This is a genomic window from Amycolatopsis echigonensis (assembly GCF_014174495.1).
Classification (GTDB): Bacteria; Actinomycetota; Actinomycetes; order Mycobacteriales; family Pseudonocardiaceae; genus Amycolatopsis; species Amycolatopsis echigonensis.
Genome location: NZ_JACJHR010000064.1, coordinates 22,739 through 40,428, shown reverse-complemented (window position 1 = coordinate 40,428; position 17,690 = coordinate 22,739). Strand labels below are relative to the sequence as shown.

At 70.9% G+C, this 17,690-nt stretch carries 21 protein-coding genes; 14 read left to right on the top strand and 7 right to left on the bottom strand.

Annotated features, from left to right (window positions below):
* Positions 1-3: 3 nt before the first annotated feature.
* Entirely contained in the window at positions 4-744 is a 741-nt protein-coding gene (locus H5411_RS33450; RefSeq protein ID WP_183126113.1) for a Crp/Fnr family transcriptional regulator, read from the bottom strand.
* 99 nt (positions 745-843) lie between these two features.
* Here H5411_RS33450 and H5411_RS33445 point away from each other — a divergent pair, with 99 nt between their 5' ends.
* From H5411_RS33445 to H5411_RS33430, 4 genes are read left to right on the top strand one after another with little or no spacing between them, the layout of a single operon-like run.
* Positions 844-1,338, top strand: a complete 495-nt coding sequence (locus H5411_RS33445) for a hypothetical protein (protein WP_183126112.1) — start codon at positions 844-846, stop codon at positions 1,336-1,338.
* 37 nt (positions 1,339-1,375) lie between these two features.
* Complete coding sequence (locus tag H5411_RS33440; protein WP_183126111.1) at positions 1,376-1,726, top strand: DUF427 domain-containing protein; 351 nt, start codon at positions 1,376-1,378, stop codon at positions 1,724-1,726.
* The gene (locus tag H5411_RS33435; protein ID WP_183126110.1) at positions 1,723-2,115 is read left to right on the top strand and encodes a hypothetical protein; all 393 of its coding nucleotides are present in this window, start codon (positions 1,723-1,725) and stop codon (positions 2,113-2,115) included. The genes H5411_RS33440 and H5411_RS33435 overlap by 4 nt, the downstream gene beginning before the upstream one ends.
* Positions 2,112-2,768 (top strand): glutaredoxin family protein, encoded by a 657-nt coding sequence (locus tag H5411_RS33430; RefSeq protein WP_183126109.1) that lies wholly within the window; start codon positions 2,112-2,114, stop codon positions 2,766-2,768. Before H5411_RS33435 ends, H5411_RS33430 begins: the two co-directional genes overlap by 4 nt.
* Before the next feature lie 122 nt (positions 2,769-2,890).
* Here the strand turns inward: H5411_RS33430 and H5411_RS33425 are convergent, their stop codons facing one another.
* Both H5411_RS33425 and H5411_RS33420 read right to left on the bottom strand, forming a co-directional pair.
* On the bottom strand, positions 2,891-3,037 hold the full coding sequence (locus H5411_RS33425) for a hypothetical protein (protein WP_183126108.1): 147 nt from the start codon (positions 3,035-3,037) through the stop codon (positions 2,891-2,893).
* A gap of 19 nt (positions 3,038-3,056) precedes the next feature.
* On the bottom strand, positions 3,057-3,428 hold the full coding sequence (locus tag H5411_RS33420) for an ArsR/SmtB family transcription factor (RefSeq protein WP_416333222.1): 372 nt from the start codon (positions 3,426-3,428) through the stop codon (positions 3,057-3,059).
* 110 nt (positions 3,429-3,538) lie between these two features.
* Here H5411_RS33420 and merA point away from each other — a divergent pair, with 110 nt between their 5' ends.
* The 4 genes from merA (at position 3,539) to merB (H5411_RS33400) (ending at position 6,908) form a co-directional block, all read left to right on the top strand.
* A complete protein-coding gene (gene merA / locus H5411_RS33415; RefSeq protein ID WP_183126107.1) occupies positions 3,539-4,960 on the top strand; it encodes a mercury(II) reductase in 1,422 nt (473 codons plus the stop codon).
* A gap of 26 nt (positions 4,961-4,986) precedes the next feature.
* Positions 4,987-5,412: a MerR family transcriptional regulator gene (locus H5411_RS33410; RefSeq protein WP_312878670.1), complete on the top strand. Its 426-nt coding sequence runs from the start codon at positions 4,987-4,989 to the stop codon at positions 5,410-5,412.
* Between the two features lie 90 nt (positions 5,413-5,502).
* Entirely contained in the window at positions 5,503-6,165 is a 663-nt protein-coding gene (gene merB / locus H5411_RS33405; RefSeq protein WP_183126106.1) for an organomercurial lyase MerB, read from the top strand.
* A 17-nt stretch (positions 6,166-6,182) separates the two neighbouring features.
* Positions 6,183-6,908 carry an organomercurial lyase MerB gene (gene merB / locus H5411_RS33400; RefSeq protein ID WP_183126105.1) on the top strand — a complete coding sequence of 242 codons (726 nt, stop codon included), beginning with the start codon at positions 6,183-6,185 and terminating at the stop codon, positions 6,906-6,908.
* 89 nt (positions 6,909-6,997) lie between these two features.
* Here the strand turns inward: merB (H5411_RS33400) and H5411_RS33395 are convergent, their stop codons facing one another.
* Positions 6,998-7,438: a heavy metal-responsive transcriptional regulator gene (locus H5411_RS33395; RefSeq protein WP_183126104.1), complete on the bottom strand. Its 441-nt coding sequence runs from the start codon at positions 7,436-7,438 to the stop codon at positions 6,998-7,000.
* Between the two features lie 126 nt (positions 7,439-7,564).
* Here H5411_RS33395 and H5411_RS33390 point away from each other — a divergent pair, with 126 nt between their 5' ends.
* A complete protein-coding gene (locus tag H5411_RS33390; protein WP_183126103.1) occupies positions 7,565-7,819 on the top strand; it encodes a heavy-metal-associated domain-containing protein in 255 nt (84 codons plus the stop codon).
* On the top strand, positions 7,816-10,248 hold the full coding sequence (locus H5411_RS33385) for a heavy metal translocating P-type ATPase (protein WP_183126102.1): 2,433 nt from the start codon (positions 7,816-7,818) through the stop codon (positions 10,246-10,248). Before H5411_RS33390 ends, H5411_RS33385 begins: the two co-directional genes overlap by 4 nt.
* 97 nt (positions 10,249-10,345) lie before the next feature.
* On the opposite strand, the gene H5411_RS33380 is transcribed toward H5411_RS33385, so the two are convergent.
* Together H5411_RS33380 and nrtS are read right to left on the bottom strand one after the other, a co-directional pair.
* Positions 10,346-11,704 carry a dihydrolipoyl dehydrogenase family protein gene (locus tag H5411_RS33380; RefSeq protein WP_183126101.1) on the bottom strand — a complete coding sequence of 453 codons (1,359 nt, stop codon included), beginning with the start codon at positions 11,702-11,704 and terminating at the stop codon, positions 10,346-10,348.
* 12 nt (positions 11,705-11,716) lie between these two features.
* Positions 11,717-12,595 carry a nitrate/nitrite transporter NrtS gene (gene nrtS / locus H5411_RS47145; protein ID WP_220817834.1) on the bottom strand — a complete coding sequence of 293 codons (879 nt, stop codon included), beginning with the start codon at positions 12,593-12,595 and terminating at the stop codon, positions 11,717-11,719.
* A gap of 122 nt (positions 12,596-12,717) precedes the next feature.
* Here nrtS and H5411_RS33370 point away from each other — a divergent pair, with 122 nt between their 5' ends.
* The 4 genes from H5411_RS33370 to H5411_RS33355 all read left to right on the top strand — a co-directional run bounded on the left by H5411_RS33370 (position 12,718) and on the right by H5411_RS33355 (position 17,159).
* The gene (locus H5411_RS33370; protein ID WP_312878669.1) at positions 12,718-14,175 is read left to right on the top strand and encodes a dihydrolipoyl dehydrogenase family protein; all 1,458 of its coding nucleotides are present in this window, start codon (positions 12,718-12,720) and stop codon (positions 14,173-14,175) included.
* A gap of 59 nt (positions 14,176-14,234) precedes the next feature.
* A complete protein-coding gene (locus H5411_RS33365) occupies positions 14,235-14,912 on the top strand; it encodes a haloacid dehalogenase type II (RefSeq protein ID WP_183126100.1) in 678 nt (225 codons plus the stop codon).
* A gap of 163 nt (positions 14,913-15,075) precedes the next feature.
* Positions 15,076-16,728, top strand: coding sequence for a multicopper oxidase family protein (locus tag H5411_RS33360; protein ID WP_183126099.1), 1,653 nt, complete (start codon positions 15,076-15,078; stop codon positions 16,726-16,728).
* Positions 16,725-17,159 carry a hypothetical protein gene (locus H5411_RS33355; RefSeq protein ID WP_183126098.1) on the top strand — a complete coding sequence of 145 codons (435 nt, stop codon included), beginning with the start codon at positions 16,725-16,727 and terminating at the stop codon, positions 17,157-17,159. Before H5411_RS33360 ends, H5411_RS33355 begins: the two co-directional genes overlap by 4 nt.
* Before the next feature lie 29 nt (positions 17,160-17,188).
* Here H5411_RS33355 and H5411_RS33350 read toward each other — a convergent pair whose 3' ends face one another.
* Positions 17,189-17,539 (bottom strand): hypothetical protein, encoded by a 351-nt coding sequence (locus H5411_RS33350; RefSeq protein ID WP_183126097.1) that lies wholly within the window; start codon positions 17,537-17,539, stop codon positions 17,189-17,191.
* Positions 17,540-17,690 lie beyond the last annotated feature (151 nt).

Here is a 17,690-nt window from a genome sequence, read left to right as displayed (position 1 = left end):
GGGTTATGGCGCGCGGCGGGCGAGCCGCTCCGGGTCGACGATCTCGATGGCCGCGTACTGCACGGTGATCAGCCCGTCGCGTTCGAGTTCCTTGAGGATCTTGTTCAGCGAGGGGCGTTGCACGCCGAGCATCGCGGCCAGGGTGCGTTGCGGCAGCGGTACCCGCCCGTCCACGGCCTCGTCGCACAGCAGGCGGGCCACCTGTTCGGTCAGCGTGCGGCCGAGCAGGCCCAGGATGCGGGCCTGGCTGGCGGCCAGCCGCTGGGCCACGCTGGACAGCCAGCGGCGGCCGATGCTCAGCCGGGTGGCCAGCAGGTTCTCGAAGTCGTTGCGGGGCAGGAACAGGCACACTGCGTCGGACAGGGCGCGGGCGGTGTAGGGCAGCGGCATGTCCAGCAGCAGCGGGATGTCGCCGTCCACGTCGCCGGGGCGCAGCACGTGCACCACCAGTCGGCGGCGGCCTGAGCCGACCGCGAGTTCTAGCTGGCCTTCCCGCACGATCCACACCCCGGCCGGGGTGTCGCCGCCGGCGAACACCACGGTGTCCTTGGGCACCGCTTGGGTGTGCAGGGTGCTGGCCAGCGCGGTGACGTCCGCCGGTGCCAGTGGGGCCGCCTCGCCCCGGCCGACGCAGCGGGCGACCCAGGCCGCCTGGCGGATCCTGGTGTCGGCCTCGCGTGCGTCGCCGCCGAGCAGTCGCAGCGCGTGTCCCAGCGGCCCGGCCAGCTTGTGGGGTCCACTCATGGCGCCCATCGTGTCATCTCGCTGACAATTGCGCCGCCGCCGGGATGCCAGCCGGGTTGCGTAGATGACAGCGAAACCTGCCCACCTTCGGAGGCGGAGATGAACAGCGAGGCACTCAAGCGGGGAGCCGTGGCCGGCATGATCGGTGGCGTGGTCATGGCGATGTGGTCCATGATCGTGCTGGCGGTGACCGGCAGCGGGTTCTGGACGCCGCTCAACCTGATCGCCCACACCGTGTGGCGCTCCGCCCCGCTGGGCGCGTCGTTCAGCGTCGGCGCGCTGGTGATCGGCTTGGTCATCCACATGATGATGTCGATGATCCTCGGCATGGTGCTCGCCGCGGCCATTGCCGGGGTGGCCCCGTTGCGGCGTAATCAGGCGGTGCTGGCCATGGCTGGGATGGTGGTCGGCCTGGTGGTGTGGCTGATCATGCAGTACGGCGTCTGGAAGGTCGTGGATGCCGAGGCGGCGCGGGCGTTCACTCCGTGGGTGTTCGCGGTCGGGCACCTGATGTACGGCGCGGTCACCGCGCTGGTGGTCGGTACCCGGGCCGCGACCCGGCGCGCGAGCACGGCGCAGGGACTGTCGGCCTGACCGAGGCTATCCATTGTGGACGAATGAGGTGGTGAACATGTTGCGTGCCGTGTGGAACGGTGTCGTGCTGGCCGAGACCGAACGCACTGTGCGGGTGGAGGGAAACCACTACTTCCCGCCCGAGTCGCTGCGCCGGGAGTACTTCACCGAGAGCCGGACGAAGTCGCTGTGCCCGTGGAAGGGCCTGGCCAGCTACTACACGGTGACCGTGGACGACGCGGTGAACCCGGACGCGGCCTGGTACTACCCGAACCCCAGTCCGCTGGCCCGGCGGATCCGCAACCACGTCGCCTTCTGGAACGGAGTCCATGTCGAAGGACGTCCCGAACCACACGCTGCTGGCAGCCGCGGCGCGTGGTGGCGCAAGCTGGTCGGGCGCATGGGATGACCGACCACGGACAGCGAGGAGCCACCGCCGCCGAGAAGCACCCGGAGCGGGTGACGGGGCTGCCGGTGTGGCGGATCGGGATGCTCGGCGGCCTGGTCGGCATCCTGTGCTGTGTGGGGCCGACCGTGCTCGCGCTGATCGGCGTGGTCAGCGCGGGCACCGCCTTCGTCTGGGCGACCGACCTCTACGACCGCTACACGTGGTGGTTCCGCCTGGCTGGGCTGGCGGTCACCGGGCTGCTGGTGTGGTGGGCGCTGCGGCGCCGTCACCAGTGCAGCGTGGCCGGGATCCGGCGGCTGCGGTGGCGACTGCTGCTGATCCTGGGCATCGCGGTGGGCACCTACGCGGTGCTCTACGGCGTGACGACCTGGTTGGGAACGTTGGCATGAGCACGCACGTGGAGTTCTACTGGCGGCCGGGATGCCCGTTCTGTTCCCGGCTGCGCGGCGACCTGCGTCGCGTCGGACTGCCCCTCCGGGAGATCAACATCTGGGAGCGGCCCGCGGCGGCGGCCACCGTACGGGCGGTCGCGGGCGGCAACGAGACCGTGCCGACGGTCGTGGTCGGCGAGAAGGCGATGGTCAACCCCACCGCCGGGCAGGTGCTCGACGCGGTCCGCGCCCAGGCGCCGGAGTTGCTTGACGAGGTTGACGGCGACGCGGTGACCCGGCTCGCGCAGGGTGCCTGGTGGGGCGGTGCCGTGCTATCCGTGGTGGTGGCGGTCGCGTGGTTTCTGCTCGCGACCGCCCATCCGGCCACCACCTATCACTTCGCGCCGATGCTGGTGGCCGCCGCGTGGCCGGTCACCCGCCGCTGGCGCACCCGTACGGTGCTGCCCGGCCGTGTCGCGGTGCGCACCGCGCTCGGCGGGGCCACCGTCGCGATGGTGATTACCGCGCTGCTTGCGGTTCGGCACGCGCTGGCCGGGCCGACACTGCTCGGTACCGGCGGCGCACTCACCGAAACCCTCATCGCGGTCGCCATGGGCGCGGTATTCGGTGGGGTGCTGGCGGTCACCGGACGCCGGAAGGCCGGTCAGTGATCCTCCGGGGGACCGGGCTCCGGCGTCCGGGGTGGACAGCACTGGTCGCTCCGGGCTGTGCCGGACCGGCGTAGGCGCCAGAGGACAACCCCGAGCACCAGCACGATCGCGACCGCGATCATCTAGGGATTGCCCAGCACCGATCCGATCGCACCGAGCGCGCCCGCCGCGATCAGCAGCGGCAGGCCACAACACAACAGAGGCAGCAGCACAATCCCGACTGCTGCCACCACGGCGCGGGTGCGATTGAGTCCGGGATTCGTTGGCACGGCGGTGTTTCCCTTCCGCTCAACGGGGGTCGATGCGCAGGCAGGCGGCCAATGCGGAGGCGTTGTCCGCCACGAGAGCGCGGGCCAGCATGACCAGTTCCGCGACCCGGGGATCGGTGACCCGGTAGTAGGCGAAACGCCCCTCGCGCCGCAGCTGCACATAGCCGCAGTCGGACAGGCAGCCGAGGTGAGTGGACACCCGCCCTTGCGACAGCCCGATATGGGCGACGCACTCGGTGACCGTGTGCTCCTCGTGCAGCAGGAACTCCAGCAGCCGCAGCCGCGCGGGGTCGCCCAGGGCACGGAAGAACTTCGCCACCATCTCCACTCCGGCGGGCTCGGTGGGCAGCAGCGCGGCGGGCTCGGGCAGTGCGGCCATCCCAGTCAACATCCCCACATCGTGTGCACGTCATATCCGGATAGACAAATCTTACGGTAGCCTCGTCGTATCCGCTAGAGCGAATACGACGGCCCGGTGGCGGGTCGAGACGAGGTGACGGGATGCGCTACGACCTGGCTGTGATCGGGTCCGGCGGTGCGGGGTTCGCGGCGGCGATCGCCGCGCGCACCAAGGGCGCCACGGTGGTGATGATCGAACGCGGCACCGTGGGCGGTACCTGCGTGAACACCGGGTGCGTGCCGTCCAAGGCGCTGCTGGCCGCGGCCGAGGCCCGCCAGGTCAGCCTCGAGGGCCGGTTTCCCGGCCTCGCGGTCGCGCCGTTCGGCGTGGACCTGCCCGGCCTGATCGGCGGCAAGCGGGACCTGGTCGAGGGGATGCGCGCGGAGAAGTACGTCGACCTCGCCGCCGAGTACGGCTGGGACATCCTGCCCGGCCTCGCGCGATTCACCACCGCTGACTCCGGCCCGGTACTGCGTGTCGAACTGGCCGACGGCAGCCAGCCGGCGGTGACCGCCGAGCACTACCTGATCGCCACCGGATCGTCCCCGTGGGCGCCACCGGTCGACGGGCTGGCCGACGCCGGGTACCTGACCTCGACCACCGCGATGGAGCTGGACTCACTACCGGAGTCGTTGATCGTGCTCGGCGGCAACGCCGTCGGCCTGGAACAGGCCCAACTCTGGTCCCGGCTCGGGGTGCGGGTCGCCCTGGTGGAGGCGCTGCCCCGTCTGGCGCCGGTCGAGGAACCCGAGATCAGCACCGTCATTCAGGAGGCATTCGCCCGCGAGGGCATCGAGGCGATCACCGGCGCCACGGTCAGCCAGGTCCGCCGGGACACCGACCGTTACCACGTGCCCCTCACCGACGCCGAGGGGCGACCGGCCACGCTGAGCGCGCAGCACCTGCTGGTGGCCACCGGTCGCCGCCCGGTCACCGACAGGCTCAACCTCCAGGCGGTCGGCGTCACGATCGGCGCCCGCGGCGAGGTGGTCGTGGACGAGCACCTGCGCACCACCAACCCCCGCATCTGGGCCGCGGGAGATGTCACCGGCCACCCCCAGTTCGTCTACGTGGCGGGCGCGCACGGCACACTGGCCGCCGACAACGCCCTGGCCGGCGCGAACCGCGCCCTGGACTACCGCCACCTGCCTCGGGTGATCTTCACCAGCCCGGCGATCGCCGCCGCCGGCCTGACCGACGCCCAGGCCGTCGCCGCCGGACACACCTGCGAGTGCCGGGTGCTGCCGCTGGAGTACGTGCCCCGCGCACTGGTCAACCGGGACACCCACGGGCTGATCAAACTGGTCGCCGACCGCGAGGACGGGCGGCTGCTCGGCGCGCACGTCGCCGCCGAGGGCGCCGGGGAGGTCATCGCGACCGCCGTCTACGCCCTGGCCAACGGGATGACCGTGCGGCAGATGGCCGATCTGTGGTGTCCGTACCTGACCATGGCCGAAGGGCTCAAGCTCGCCGCACAGACCTTCACCCGCGACGTGTCCAAGCTGTCCTGCTGTGCCTCCTGACCTCACCCGCAGAACGGAGGAAGCCCGTGAACACCACCCCGCGGCCACGTCCGATGACGGTGGGCGAGTTGTCCCGCCGCACCGGCGTGTCGGTCAAGGCGCTACGCGAATACACCGATCTCGGCCTGATCCGCACCCTCGGCCGCAGCCCGGCGAACTACCGGCTCTACGACTCCGTCGCCGAGTGGTGCGTAAGGCTGATCGGTGAGCTGCGCAGTCTGGGCCTGACGGTGGCTGAGATCCGCGAGTTGACCAGTCGGTGCGCCACGTCGTTCGGCACCCGGTTGCCGGACTATCTGGACCGTTCGCGCGAGCGGTTGGAACAGCGCATCGCCGCGGCACGCCAGACACTGCGCCGGATCGAGGACTTCCAGGCCGAGCACCGCGCCGGGCCGCTCGGCTACGACGACGTGTGCCCGACCGGCGACCCGCGCTGCGCCGCGAGCGCTTGACCCTCACCCCGGGGGTAAACCCTAGCGTCGGACAGGACAGACCAAAGCTTCTGTCGATGAAGAGCTCTCGCTCGGCAAGGAGTTGTTGTCATGACTGCGGATCGGCTCGCTGCCGCCACTGTGAACAAGATCGTGACCGTGAACGAGGCTGCCGTGGATTCCAGCGCGGGCCGCAAGTTGATCGTCACCGCGTTGCGGCTGCTCGCCGCCGGTCATCCGATCACGGTGGACGAGTTGGCGGCCACGGCGGGTGTCGCGGCCCCAGATCTGGCGGCGGCTCCGGTGGGCGGGGACATCGAGTACGACGATCAAGGGCGCATCGTGGGGTGGGGGTTGACATTGAAGCCGACACCACACCGATTCACGGTCAACGGTCATCAGCTGTATACGTACTGCGCGCCAGACACGCTGATCTTCCCCGTGCTGATCGACGAGGTCGCGGACGTCGAGTCGGAGGACCCCGTAACCGGCACCACGGTCCGATTGACCGTGGACCCGCGGCAGGGCGTCTCTGGTGTCGAACCGGCCGGTGCCGTGGTCACGTTCGTGGATCCGGAGCGGTTCGACGCTACCCGGGTCCGTGCGACGTTGTGCGATCCACAGCGGTTCTTCGCCGATGCTGGTGCCGCACGTCAGTGGCAGGCGCGGTACCCGGGGATGCGGATCGTGCCTGTGCCCGAGGGCTTTTCGATCGCCAAGGACTTCGCTGCTCTGTTGGAAACCGGCGCGACGCCGGTGAGCGGCTGCTGCTGAGATTAGGACGGACAGCGATGACCGGGAACGAATCCGCGGTTTCGCCCGGGAGTGCGGGGGTGTCGGGTGCCGTCGGCGGGGCAGGTGTTTCCGCCGCCGACCAGCGGGTGCACGACCGATTCTGGCGAACCCATCGGCATCGATTCGAGCTGATTCCCTATGTGCTGCCACTGCTGGCCGACGGTGAACCGGTGACGGTGGATCAGATCGCCTCGGCTGCGGGCCGCTCCGTGCCCGACACGGCGGCGGCGTTGCGGCAACATCCGGGAGTGGATTGGGATGAGCGGGGGCGGGTGGCCGGGCTCGGGCTGTCGCTGCGTCCGACGCCGCACCGGTTCTCCTTCGGCGGCCAGATCGTGTACGGGTGGTGCGCGACCGATGTGCTGATCTTCCCGGTGATACTGGGGAGGGCCGGGGTAATCGAGTCCGCCTGCTTCGCGACCGGGCAGCCGATCCGCATCCAGGTGACCCCCGACGAGGTGTGCTCGGTCGACCCGGCCGGTGCGGTGGTGTCGTTGCTGCGACCCGACTCCGCCGCCGACATGCGCGCCGAGGCGTGCGACGCGGGCGGGTTCTTCGTGTCCCGCGACGCCGCCGCACCATGGGTCGAGCGGCATCCGGACGGGATGGTTCACACCGTGGCCGCCGACTTCGCGCTGAACCGCGAGACCTTCCGGCGGTTCGGGTGGGCCGGGCTGCTGGATCAGCCCGGCCCACCGGTCCGCCCGGACGAGGTTCCGTAATCGGTTGTCCGAGTGGATTGTTCGTCGAGGAATCGACGTGCCAGGCCAGCCGGCCGGTTCGCGCCGTTACCGGGTCGGCCCGTCTTCGGTCAAGTCCGTGCGGGCCAGCGGTCGTCGGCGTGTTCGATGATTCCGCACACTCCGTCGGCATGTTCGGCGTGGTGCTGGTGGGCGTCGGCGCGAGCGTCGGCCAGGGTGCGGCGCAGCTGGCGCAGTTCGGTGATGGTGCGGTCGATCTCGCGGATGCGGTCATCCAGCAGGGCCACGACGTGCTGGCACGGGGTGGTACCGCTGCGGCGGAGGTCGAGGATGTCGCGGATCTCGTTCAGGGACAGGCCGAGGGTCTTGGCCTGGCGGATGAACCGCAACACGGCGATGTCGTCGTCGCGGTAGCGCCGGTAGCCGGCCGCGGTGCGCTCGGCCGGAGGCAGCAGCCCCTTGGCCTCGTACAGCCGCACGGCCTTGGCCGACAGCCCGGCCGCCTCGGCGGCCTTGCCCACGGTCCAGGTGGTGGATGCGACGGTCGTCATGGCCCAACCTCCTCGGTGTCGAGCGTACGCGGCTTGACCTTGCCCCAGGGACAAGCTCCTACCGTGGGTTGACATCGGAAAAGGCCAGGTCAGCACCGGCCTCTTCACGTGGGAGACGAGGAAACGATGAGCGAGATCGTGACCGTGCGGGTCGAGGGAATGCACTGCGGCGCCTGCGAGCAGCGGCTGCGGACCGTGCTGGGGCGGCTGGACGGGGTCGGGCACGTCGAGGCCGACCACACCACGGGCGTGGTGCGGCTGCGGTTCGACCCGGCCCACACCACCCCCGACGCACTGGCCACGGCCGCCCGTGACCGGATCGAGCAGGCCGGGTTCACCGTCACCGGCGACGCCCAGCGTGAGGAGGCGGGGCAATCATGACAAGTACCGATGCCGCCCAGTTGTGGGCGACCGAACCGTCCACAGTGGAAGGCCATGCCCGGATTCGGGCGAGGATCGCGGGCCTGCACTGCTCGCTGTGCACCGGCACGATCGAAAAGGCCCTGGGCCGGATGGACGGGGTCGGGCAGGTCGCGGTGTCGCTGACGCACGAGCAGGCGCTGGTGGACTACGACCCGGGCGTGATCGCCCCGGAGCGGATCCTGTCGACGTTGCGTGACATCGGCTACCAGCTCTACGACCCGCGCAAGCTGCGCCCCTTCGAGGAGGAAGAGGCCCAGTTGGTGCGTGAGGGCGTGCGGCTGTTGGGGGCGATCGCCGCGAGCCTCACCGCGATCGGCCTGATCGCCACCGTCACCGGGATCGCCTCGATCCTGGTGCCGCTGTCCGTGGTCGTCGTGATGGTGCCGCTGTCCTATGCGCTTCTCCGTAAAGCCGGGCGGTGGATCGCCGCGGCCGGGGCTGCGGGGATCGTCGCGCCGGGGGTGGCCGCGCTGGTGCTGCGCGCGGTGGGGCTGGTGCCGGTGTGGTTGACCGGCTGGCTGGCCGCGGCCGTGGCGCTGATCGTCGTGGCCGGTGTCGCCCGGCACATCCTGCGCATGGCGCTTCAGTCGGCCCGGCGAGGGATTCTCAACCAGCATGTGCTGTTGGAGATCGGTGCGTTCGCGGGCCTGGCCGGCGGCGCGATCGGCCTGTCCAGGGTGTTCCCCGACTATCCGACCGCCGCGTTTTTCGCCGTGTCGGTGCTGGTCGCGAACTACCACATCTTCTCCGAGTGGCTGTCCCTGCTGGTCAAGACCCGCTCCAGCCAGGCGGTGAAGAAGCTCCTTGACCTGCAACCGGATCTGGCGCGCGTGGTCCGTGACGGCACTGAGGTCGAGGTGCCGGTCGAGCAGGTCCGCATTGGGGACCGGGTGCGTGTCCGTCCCGGCGAGCGCGTCCCGGTGGACGGTCGCGTCGTCGATGGATACTCCACAGTGGACGTTTCGCTGGTCACCGGTGAACCGCTGCCCCAGGAGAAGACCACCGGCGACACGGTGGTCAGCGGGGCGGTCAACGGTGCGGGCGCCCTCGTCGTGGCGGCCACGGCCCCGGCGGCGGAGAGCTTCCTCGCCCGCGTGGTGCGCAATGTGGAAGACGCCCGCGCCCTCAAACCCGGCGTGCTGCACCTGGTGGACCGGGTCCTGCGCGTCTACACCCCCACCGTGCTGACCCTCTCCGCCCTGGCGCTGGCCGGCTGGCTGCTCGGCAGCGGGGTGCTCACCGGCGCGGTGGATGTGCGGCGTGCGGTGTTCGCCGCGCTGGCCGTGCTGGTGATGGGCTACCCGTGCGCGGTGGGTATCGCTGCGCCGCTGGCCATCGTGCGCGGCTCCGGGGACGCCGCCGATTCCGGGATCATCATGCGGACCGGCGAAGCCTTCCAGACCTTCCGGCAGGTCACGCACGTGTTGCTGGACAAGACCGGCACGCTGACCTACGGCCGACCAGTCGTCGTCGCGGTGCATCCGGCCACCGGCGTGCACCGCGACGAGGTGCTGGCGGTCGCGGCGGGAGCCGAGGCCCCGTCCGACCACCCGCTGGGCCGGGCGATCACCGCCGCCGCCACCGCACGGGGGCTGACGCTGCCCGCCCTGGACCCGGAGGGTTTCCAGGCCACCGCCGGGTTTGGGGTCACCGCGTGGCTCGGCGAGCACCGCGTGCTGGTCGGCCGCCCCGGTTTCCTGGTCGACCACGGCATGGACCTCGCCGGTCTGGATGCGGTGATCGCGCAGTGGGAGGGCGAGGGACACACGGTAGTCGCGGTTGCCCGCGACAGCCGTGCGCTCGGGGTGATCGCGCTGGCCGACACGCTGCGCCCGGAGGCTGCCGAAGCCGTCGCCGCCCTGCGCGCGGCGGGCCTGACGCCGGTGCTGGTCACCGGGGACAACCCGCGTGCCGCCGCCCACGTCGCCCGCCAGGCCGGGATCGACGAGGTGCACGCCGAAGTCCTGCCGGACGGCAAGGCCGAGGTGGTCGGCCGGTTGCAGGCCGAAGGGCGTCGAGTGGCGATGGTCGGGGACGGGATCAACGACGCCCCCGCCCTGATGCGCGCCGATGTCGGCGTCGCCCTGGGCAGCGGCACGGACATCGCCACCGAGTCCGCCGACATCATCATCGTGCGCGACGACCTGCGGCTCGTACTCACCGCCCGCGACATCTCTCGCCGCGCCTACCGGCGGGTGAAGCAGAACGTGGCTCTGGCGTTCACGTTCAACGGCATCGGCATTCCCCTGTCGGCGACTGGGCTGGTGTATCCGGTGTGGGCGATGGTCGCGATGGCCGCCTCGGTCACCAGCCTGTTCCTCAACTCCATCGGCGGGCGACCCCGGCTGCTGTTCGAAGCCATCGGCAGCGTCGGCCGCCGCCGCTGACTCGTCCTCCCCGTCGACGGTCATGGTCGGCCCCACGGCGGTAGCCGTCCACGGCGCCCCACCGCGCCTGCGCTCGCGCGAACGTCGCCGGCCACGATCAGCGCAGGTGGTTCAGGGCGTCCTCGATGGCGCGGTGGAACGTCGGATAGGCGTAGATCATCTGCCGCAGCGTGTCGACCGGCACGCGAGCGTGCACGGCGAGCACGAGGGCGGACAGGACTTCGCCGCCGGTCGGGCCGGCGGACGTGGCGCCGACCAGGATGCCGCGGTCGGCGTCGGCGATGAGCTTGATGAAGCCGTGGTTGCCGGTCTGGTGGATCCATCCGCGGGCCGAGCTGGGCAGCTCGGCGAAGCCCACCCGGACTGGGATGCCCTGCTCGCGGGCTTGGGCCTCGGTAAGGCCGACGGCACCGATCTCCGGGTCGGTGAACGTCACTCGCGGCACCGCCCGGTAGTCCGCCGCCGCCGCGCCCGGCTGGCCCAGGATGTCCCGGGTCGCGATGGCCGCCTGGTACATCGAGATGTGGGTGAACGCGCCCTTGCCGGTGACATCGCCGATCGCGTACACGCCCTCGGCGATGCGCATCCGCTCGTCGGGGTTCAGAAATCGCGCGCTCGCGTCGAGGCCCAGTGCGTCGACGCCAAGCGCTGTCAGGTCGGTGCGGCGTCCGGTGGCGACCAGCAGCCGCTGGGCGCGGAGTTGGCGGTCGTCGAGATCCACGGTGAAGGTGTCGTCAGCGTGGGCGACGGCACCTACGTGGGCGGCGACGTGCACGTCGAGCCCCTCGTCCCGCAGCACGCGGGCCAGGAGCTCGCCGGCTTCGGGCTCTTCCATCGGCGCCAGCCGCGGTGCCGCTTCGACCACGGTGACGTGGGTGCCGAACCGGGCGAAGGCTTGGGCGAGTTCCAGGCCGACCGCGCCACCGCCGAGGACGATCAGCGATTCGGGCGCCTCGGTGACGGCGATGGCTTCCCGGTTGGTCCAGTACGGGGTGTCAGCCAGGCCGCGAATGGGTGGGATCGCCGGTTCGGTGCCGGGGTTGAGCACGATCGCGCGGCGGGCGGTGAACACGGTGCCGTTGACCGTGACGGTGCGCAGGCCGGTCAGTCGGGCACGCCCGCGCACGAACCGACCGCCCTTGCCGGTGAAGCGGTCGACGGCGACCTGGTCGTTCCAGTCGTCGGTGGCCTCGGCGCGGATGCGCGCCGCGACCGGCGTGAAGTCCGGCGCGACCTGGGCCTGGCCCGCCAACCCGGATACGCGACGTGCTTCCGCGACGGCGTTGGCCGCCCGGATCATCATCTTGGTGGGTACACACCCGTAGTAGGGGCACTCCCCGCCCACCAGGTGGGCGTCGATCCCAACCACGTCCAGGCCGACCTCGGCGACCTCGCCGGCCACGGCTTCCCCGCCCGGACCCAGTCCGATCACGACAACATCGACGTCTTCGGCCACGGCAGATGCCCCTCAGCTCAGGTCGGGCGCGGGTGGGAGGTCCAGCTCGGTGCCGACGTAGTGGTTGAAGTAGTTGGTGTAGAGGTTGACCGCGACATGGGCGAACAGCTCGGTCAGCTCGGTGTCGGTCCAGCCCGCCTCCAGTGCGTGCTTCCAGGTGGCGTCGTCGACCTCGCCGACCTGTCCAGCGACCTGACGGGCCACCGCGAGCAGCGCGCCCAGCTTCGGGTCGAACTCGGCCCGATCAGCGCGGATCGCGATCGTCTGCTCCAGGTCCAGGCCGGCTTTCCGGGCGGACGCGGTGTGCGCGGCCTGGCAGTAGCCGCAGCCGTCGACCGCACCGACCGCCAACGCGATCGCCTCGCGCGTGCGGGCGTCGAAGCTGCCGTGCTCGGCGATCGCGGCCTGCATGCCCGCGTAGACGGCCAGGACCACCGGCGCGTGCGCCATCTCGCCGTGGATGTTGAACACCCGCCCCAGCCGGGCGGCCAGCCCGCTCAGGGTGTCGCGGGCGGCCTGCGGGGCATCGCCGATCGTGTGCACCGGGACTCGCGGCATCAGCGCTTTCTCCTTCGCTCTCGTCGACGTTCGATGAGGAAACCCGGTGACCTCCGTGGCGGCTTCCACCCCGATCGGCCCCGGCCGGACCCGGCGGGCCGACAACCACCCGATGCTGGCCACCAGATAGGGCACGGCGTCGTTGACGGCCACCCGCAGCCAGGTCACCCAGGTCGCCTGGCCGTCCAGGATGAGGCTGCCCTGGTTGACCGCGGACAACACGGTGCCGACCACGGCCGCGGTCGGGCCGGCGGTGCGGCCCCGCAGCACCAGGCCGACCGCCTCGCCTGGCCACGTCCACGACTCCCGGCGCACCTGATCCGGCGTTTCCACGCTAGCGAAACCCACCGACGCGGCGTCGCGATTCCCGGCAGGGGTGCACCGCCCGATGGAATGGCGTGCCACTGCCAGCGGGTTTCCCCAGCACACCCCGCCAGGCGAATAGGAGCGTGCCCGTGCCCGAGTTGATCTCCGAACCGGTCGATCTGGTGATCGTCGGCGGCGGGACCGCGGGCATCATCGCGGCCAAGACCGCTGGCACGCTCGGCGCGCGGGTGGTGCTCGTCGAACGCGACCGCACCGGCGGGGACTGCCTGTGGACCGGGTGCGTGCCGAGCAAGACACTGATCGCGGCGGCGGCACGCATCCACGCCGCCCGGCGGGCCGCCGTGTTCGCCACCCACCCGGTGGCGGTCGAGGTCGACTTCGCGGCCGTGATGGCGGCGGTGCGCCGGGCGATTGAGCGGATCGAACCAGTCGACTCGCCCGACGCGCTCACGAAGGCCGGGGCCGAGGTCATCGCGGGCGAGGCGGTGTTCACCGGGCCGCGGGAGATCCGGGCCGGCAAGCGAGTACTGCGGTTCCGGCACGCGCTGGTGGCCACCGGCTGCACCCCAACGCTCCCGCCGATTCCCGGACTGGCCGAGGTCAAACCGCTGACCAGCGACACCGTCTGGGACCTCACCGAACTGCCGCGGCGGCTGGTGGTGCTCGGGGGCGGCCCGATCGGCTGCGAACTCGGGCAGGCATTCGCCCGGCTGGGCAGCGAGGTGACCGTCGTGGAAGCCATCGACCGGCTCATTCCCCGCGAAGAACCCCAGGCCGCCGCCGTGCTCGCCGCCCGGCTGGCAGGCGAGGGCGTCCGCATGCTCACCGGAACAACGGTGGCCAAGGCGACCGGCGTCCCAGGAGCGGTCGAACTGGAGGTGACCGGCCCGGACAGCCGCGGTGTGCTGTGCGCCGACCACGTGCTGGTCGCCACCGGCCGCCGCCCCCGGACCAGCGGCCTCGCGCTGGACGCCGCCGGGGTCGCTGTCGATGAGCGCGGCTATGTGACGGTGGACGGCCGGTTGCGCACCAGCAACCGGCGCATCTATGCCGCCGGGGACGTGACCGGCGCCCCGGCGTTCACGCACGTCGCCGGGATCCACGGCAGCATCGCCGCCACCAACGCGCTACTCGGCCCGCTCCGCCGGGTCGACCACGACCGGATGCCCTGGGTGACATTCACCGACCCCGAAATTGCCCACGTCGGCCTGACCGAGGACCAGGCCCGGCGGCGCAACGGCGACCGAGTGCGGGTCCGGATGCTACGGAACACCGAGGTCGACCGGGCGGTCACCGAGGACGACACCGACGGCTTCACCCAGGTGGTGCTCGGCCGCGGCAACCGGGTGCTCGGCGCCACGATCGTCGCCCCGAGGGCCGGGGAAATGCTCGCCGAGCTGGCCGCCGTGGTGGCCCGGGGAGGCCGGCTGCGCGAGGTGTCCTCGGTCGTGCACGCCTACCCCACCTGGGCGGACGGCGTGTGGAACACCGCCCTGGCCCAGGCGCAGACGACGCTGACCAGCCCGGCCCGACGACGAGTGATCCGCCTGCTGGGGGCAGTGCGCCGGGCGACCATCTGGTCCTGACCACCTGCGCCGGGTATCCGTGAGAGACCGCTCACCATGCCCGGAAGGAGACGCTCACCATGGCCCGACGCCCCTTGGTCATCGCGTTCGACGTGATCGAAACCCTGTTCCCGCTGGAGCCACTGCGCACCCGGATCATCGACGCGGGCCTGCCCGGTCACGTGCTGGAACTGTGGTTCACCCGGCTACTGCGCGACGCCTTCGCACTGACAGCTACCAGCGGCTACCGGCCGTTCGCTGAGATCGCGGCCGGTGCCCTGGCCTCGGCGACAGGCCACACGCTGTCCGATGACACGGTGCGCGGGATCCTGGCTGGCTTCGTCGAGCTGGACCCGCATCCGGACGTCGCCGTGGCGCTGGGCCGTGCCAGGCAGGCCGGGGTGCCGGTGATCACGCTGACCAACGGCTCCGCGCGCACAACCCGCGCCCTGCTGGAGCGGGCGGGCGTACTGGACGACGTACAGCAGGTGCTGTCCGTGGACGACATCCAGCGGTGGAAACCGGCGCCGGAAATCTACCGCCACGCGGCCCGCGTCTGCCAACTCGAACCCGAGCAGCTTGCCCTGGTGGCCGCACACGCCTGGGACATCCACGGCGCGCACCACGCGGGGCTGGTCACCGGATGGGTCAGCCGCCTGGAGAACCAGTACCCGCCCGTGTTCGCACGGCCCGACGTGACCGGAGCCGACTTGGTTGGGGTGGTCGACGCGCTGCTCGCTCTACCCTCGACCGGATAACAACCGGCGCTGCCTGACTGTGCGGCGGCTGTCTTCGTACTCACTCGTTGCGGTGGCTTTTCTCACCCACGGTGGTGATCTCGGCCGTGCCCTGACAGGCCGAGTCGCGGTGCCTGGGTTGTCTACCGATGAGGCATCCAGCACGACCGCGAAAGAGCCGACCGTGGACCGCCGAACGTTCCTGAAGACCACCGCACTGGCCGCGACCGGCACAGTGCGCCTACCCGGCACTGCCGCGGCGCTCTCGCCGTCACCACCCGCCCTCGATAGCGCCGACCGTGCAGACGGCGCGGAGCTGCGGGACCTGCCCGAGGTGCGCAGCCACGACGGACTGCTGGACTACGACCTGACCATCGCGGCCGTGTCCTGGCCGGTCGGGGACCGGGTGATCCACGTCGACGCGTACAACGGCCACGTGCCGGGGCCGATCCTGCGCATCCGCCCCGGTGACCGGATGCGCCTGCTGCTGCGCAACCGGATGCGCCCCATGGGGATCCCACTGAACGCGCTGCCACCACTGTGCACGAACCGGCCCACCGGCGGGCCGGGCGGCACGCTGGACTGCCTGCCCTGGATGGTCGGCCGGCTCGCCGCCGGGGAAACCCTGCCGCAAATGATGATCGCGACCAATCTGCACACCCACGGCCTGCAGGTCTCACCCGAGGGGTCGGCGGACAACGTGTTCATCCGCGTCGACCCGGGCGGCGACCACCAGTACGACTACCGGATCCCCGCCGATCAGCCAGCCGGACTGCACTGGTACCACCCACACCAGCACGGCTCGACCGCGCACCAGGCGTGGTCCGGATTGGCCGGGCCGATCGTCGTCGAGGGCGGCATCGACGCTGTGCCCGAGATCGCCGAGATGCGCGAACGCACGATCGTGATCAACGAGCTGTGGCTGGACGAGGGCGGCGAGGTGCCCACCGCGGTGGTCGTTCCGTGTGGGGGTGAGGTGCCGTTCACCAGCGTGCCCGCCGTGCCGACCAGCATGACCTTCACCCTCAACGGCCAACTCCGCCCGCACGTCACGATCGCGCCCGGTGAGACCCAACGCTGGCGGGTGTTGTGCGCCAACCCCCACCGGGCGATCTGGCTGCACGTCGAGGGCCACGACCTCCACCAGATCGGCCAGGACGGCATCCCCTTCTCCGCGCCCAAGACCGTGCCGTCGATCATGCTGACCGCCGGAAACCGCGCGGAGCTGATCGTCCGAGGCGGCGCGCCAGGCCGGTACCGGATCTACGCCCCCGCCTACGACCAAGGCCACCCCGGCGGGCCACGCCCCCTGATCGAACTGGCCACGCTGGTGGTCACCGGGACACCCACGACCGGATGGATCCCGACTCGGCTGGTCGACCCGCCCCGCATCCCGAACCTGCCGATAGCCCGCCGCCGCACGCTGACCTTCCGCACCGACCTGTCCGGCCGTGCCGGGCTCGGCGTGATCGGCTACATCGACGACAAGATCTTCGACCCCGACCGGATCGACCAACAGGTCGAGGCCGGCACGGTGGAGGAATGGACCATCCGCAACGCCGACGTCATGCAGCACCCGATCCACCTTCACGTCAACCCATTCCAGGTCGTTGACGTACAAGGGATTCCGGCCGGCGACACCTCGTGGCAGACCGATCCGGCGATCTGGTGGGACACCTTCCGGCTACCGCCGAACGGGCAGTTCACGCTGCGCACCCATTTCCGGCCGGACACGCCCGGCAAGACCGTGTACTACTGCCACATCCTGCCCCACGAGGACAACGGCATGATGGGCACGCTGATGATCGACCCGGCGCGCGATGGATCAGTGCGATGAACCGCTACATCTTCACCCAGCAGCACCGGGACAACCTGCCGTGGTGGAACGGCACCTGGCTCCCGCAGACCGTCCCATCCGAGGCACACGTGCAGGTCCAACTGCCGAGCAAGCCGATCCACTGGGTTCCCGACCTCGGCGCCGGATGCCAGCCCAGCCCACTCGCCGGCCTGGTCCCCACCTGGCTCCTGCCGCTGCGGGCCACCGTCGACCTCCTGGGCACCGGCACGTTGCCCAACGCTGGGCGCATCAGCGGAACCACAGAGATCTCCGTGTTCGACTACCGCGTGGCCGGTGTCGGGATCGCCGCACTCTGCCTGCGTCCCGAGCCTGCGGTCAGCGATCCCACCTTGCTCGGCTTCCCACCCGGCACGCCGCCCTTCTTCGTGCTCACCTTGATCGTCGGTGTGCCCCAACTCGGGCTGCCGTAGTCCACATCGGACCGAGTTGAATCCTTTGCTCAGCGAATCGCCGCGAACACGCCAGCCGCGACCACCCCCGCGACCACCGGCGTCAGCGTCCAGGCGATCGCGAAGTCCCGCAACGTCCGTTCGTTCAACCGCAGTTGAGTGCCCGACGCTCCGGCGATAGCGCCGGTGGACACGTGCGTAGTCGAGGACCGCCGAGAGAGCAAACGCCAGCAGCGGCACCACCACCCGAGGACACCAGCGGCCCCCAACCGCACCGATGCGGCGTCCAACAGCACTCCAGCCCCCAGCAAGACCCCGACGATCGCGTGGGTCGTCGACACCGGCAGCCGCGACACCGTCGCGACCGCCACCCACCCGGCCACGCCGATCAGCACCGCCACCGCGAACGCACGCGCGTCGGGTGGCGGCCACGATCCCCGAGGAGAACACCCCCAACTTCCGGCGTCCCAGCCACGCCGACGCCACGGAACCGATCACGGTGGTGACCGCGCCCCAGGCCACCGCCACCCGGTACCGCGCGATACCCGCTCC

What these genes read in the sequence shown, in the direction of transcription:
- H5411_RS33450 (WP_183126113.1), bottom strand. Translation starts at nt 744, where the DNA reads ATGAGTGGACCCCACAAGCTGGCCGGGCCGCTGGGACACGCGCTGCGA.
- H5411_RS33445 (WP_183126112.1), top strand. Translation starts at nt 844, where the DNA reads ATGAACAGCGAGGCACTCAAGCGGGGAGCCGTGGCCGGCATGATCGGT.
- H5411_RS33440 (WP_183126111.1), top strand. Translation starts at nt 1,376, where the DNA reads ATGTTGCGTGCCGTGTGGAACGGTGTCGTGCTGGCCGAGACCGAACGC.
- H5411_RS33435 (WP_183126110.1), top strand. Translation starts at nt 1,723, where the DNA reads ATGACCGACCACGGACAGCGAGGAGCCACCGCCGCCGAGAAGCACCCG.
- H5411_RS33430 (WP_183126109.1), top strand. Translation starts at nt 2,112, where the DNA reads ATGAGCACGCACGTGGAGTTCTACTGGCGGCCGGGATGCCCGTTCTGT.
- H5411_RS33420 (WP_416333222.1), bottom strand. Translation starts at nt 3,428, where the DNA reads ATGTTGACTGGGATGGCCGCACTGCCCGAGCCCGCCGCGCTGCTGCCC.
- merA (WP_183126107.1), top strand. Translation starts at nt 3,539, where the DNA reads ATGCGCTACGACCTGGCTGTGATCGGGTCCGGCGGTGCGGGGTTCGCG.
- merB (WP_183126106.1), top strand. Translation starts at nt 5,503, where the DNA reads ATGACTGCGGATCGGCTCGCTGCCGCCACTGTGAACAAGATCGTGACC.
- merB (WP_183126105.1), top strand. Translation starts at nt 6,183, where the DNA reads ATGACCGGGAACGAATCCGCGGTTTCGCCCGGGAGTGCGGGGGTGTCG.
- H5411_RS33395 (WP_183126104.1), bottom strand. Translation starts at nt 7,438, where the DNA reads ATGACGACCGTCGCATCCACCACCTGGACCGTGGGCAAGGCCGCCGAG.
- H5411_RS33390 (WP_183126103.1), top strand. Translation starts at nt 7,565, where the DNA reads ATGAGCGAGATCGTGACCGTGCGGGTCGAGGGAATGCACTGCGGCGCC.
- H5411_RS33385 (WP_183126102.1), top strand. Translation starts at nt 7,816, where the DNA reads ATGACAAGTACCGATGCCGCCCAGTTGTGGGCGACCGAACCGTCCACA.
- H5411_RS33365 (WP_183126100.1), top strand. Translation starts at nt 14,235, where the DNA reads ATGGCCCGACGCCCCTTGGTCATCGCGTTCGACGTGATCGAAACCCTG.
- H5411_RS33355 (WP_183126098.1), top strand. Translation starts at nt 16,725, where the DNA reads ATGAACCGCTACATCTTCACCCAGCAGCACCGGGACAACCTGCCGTGG.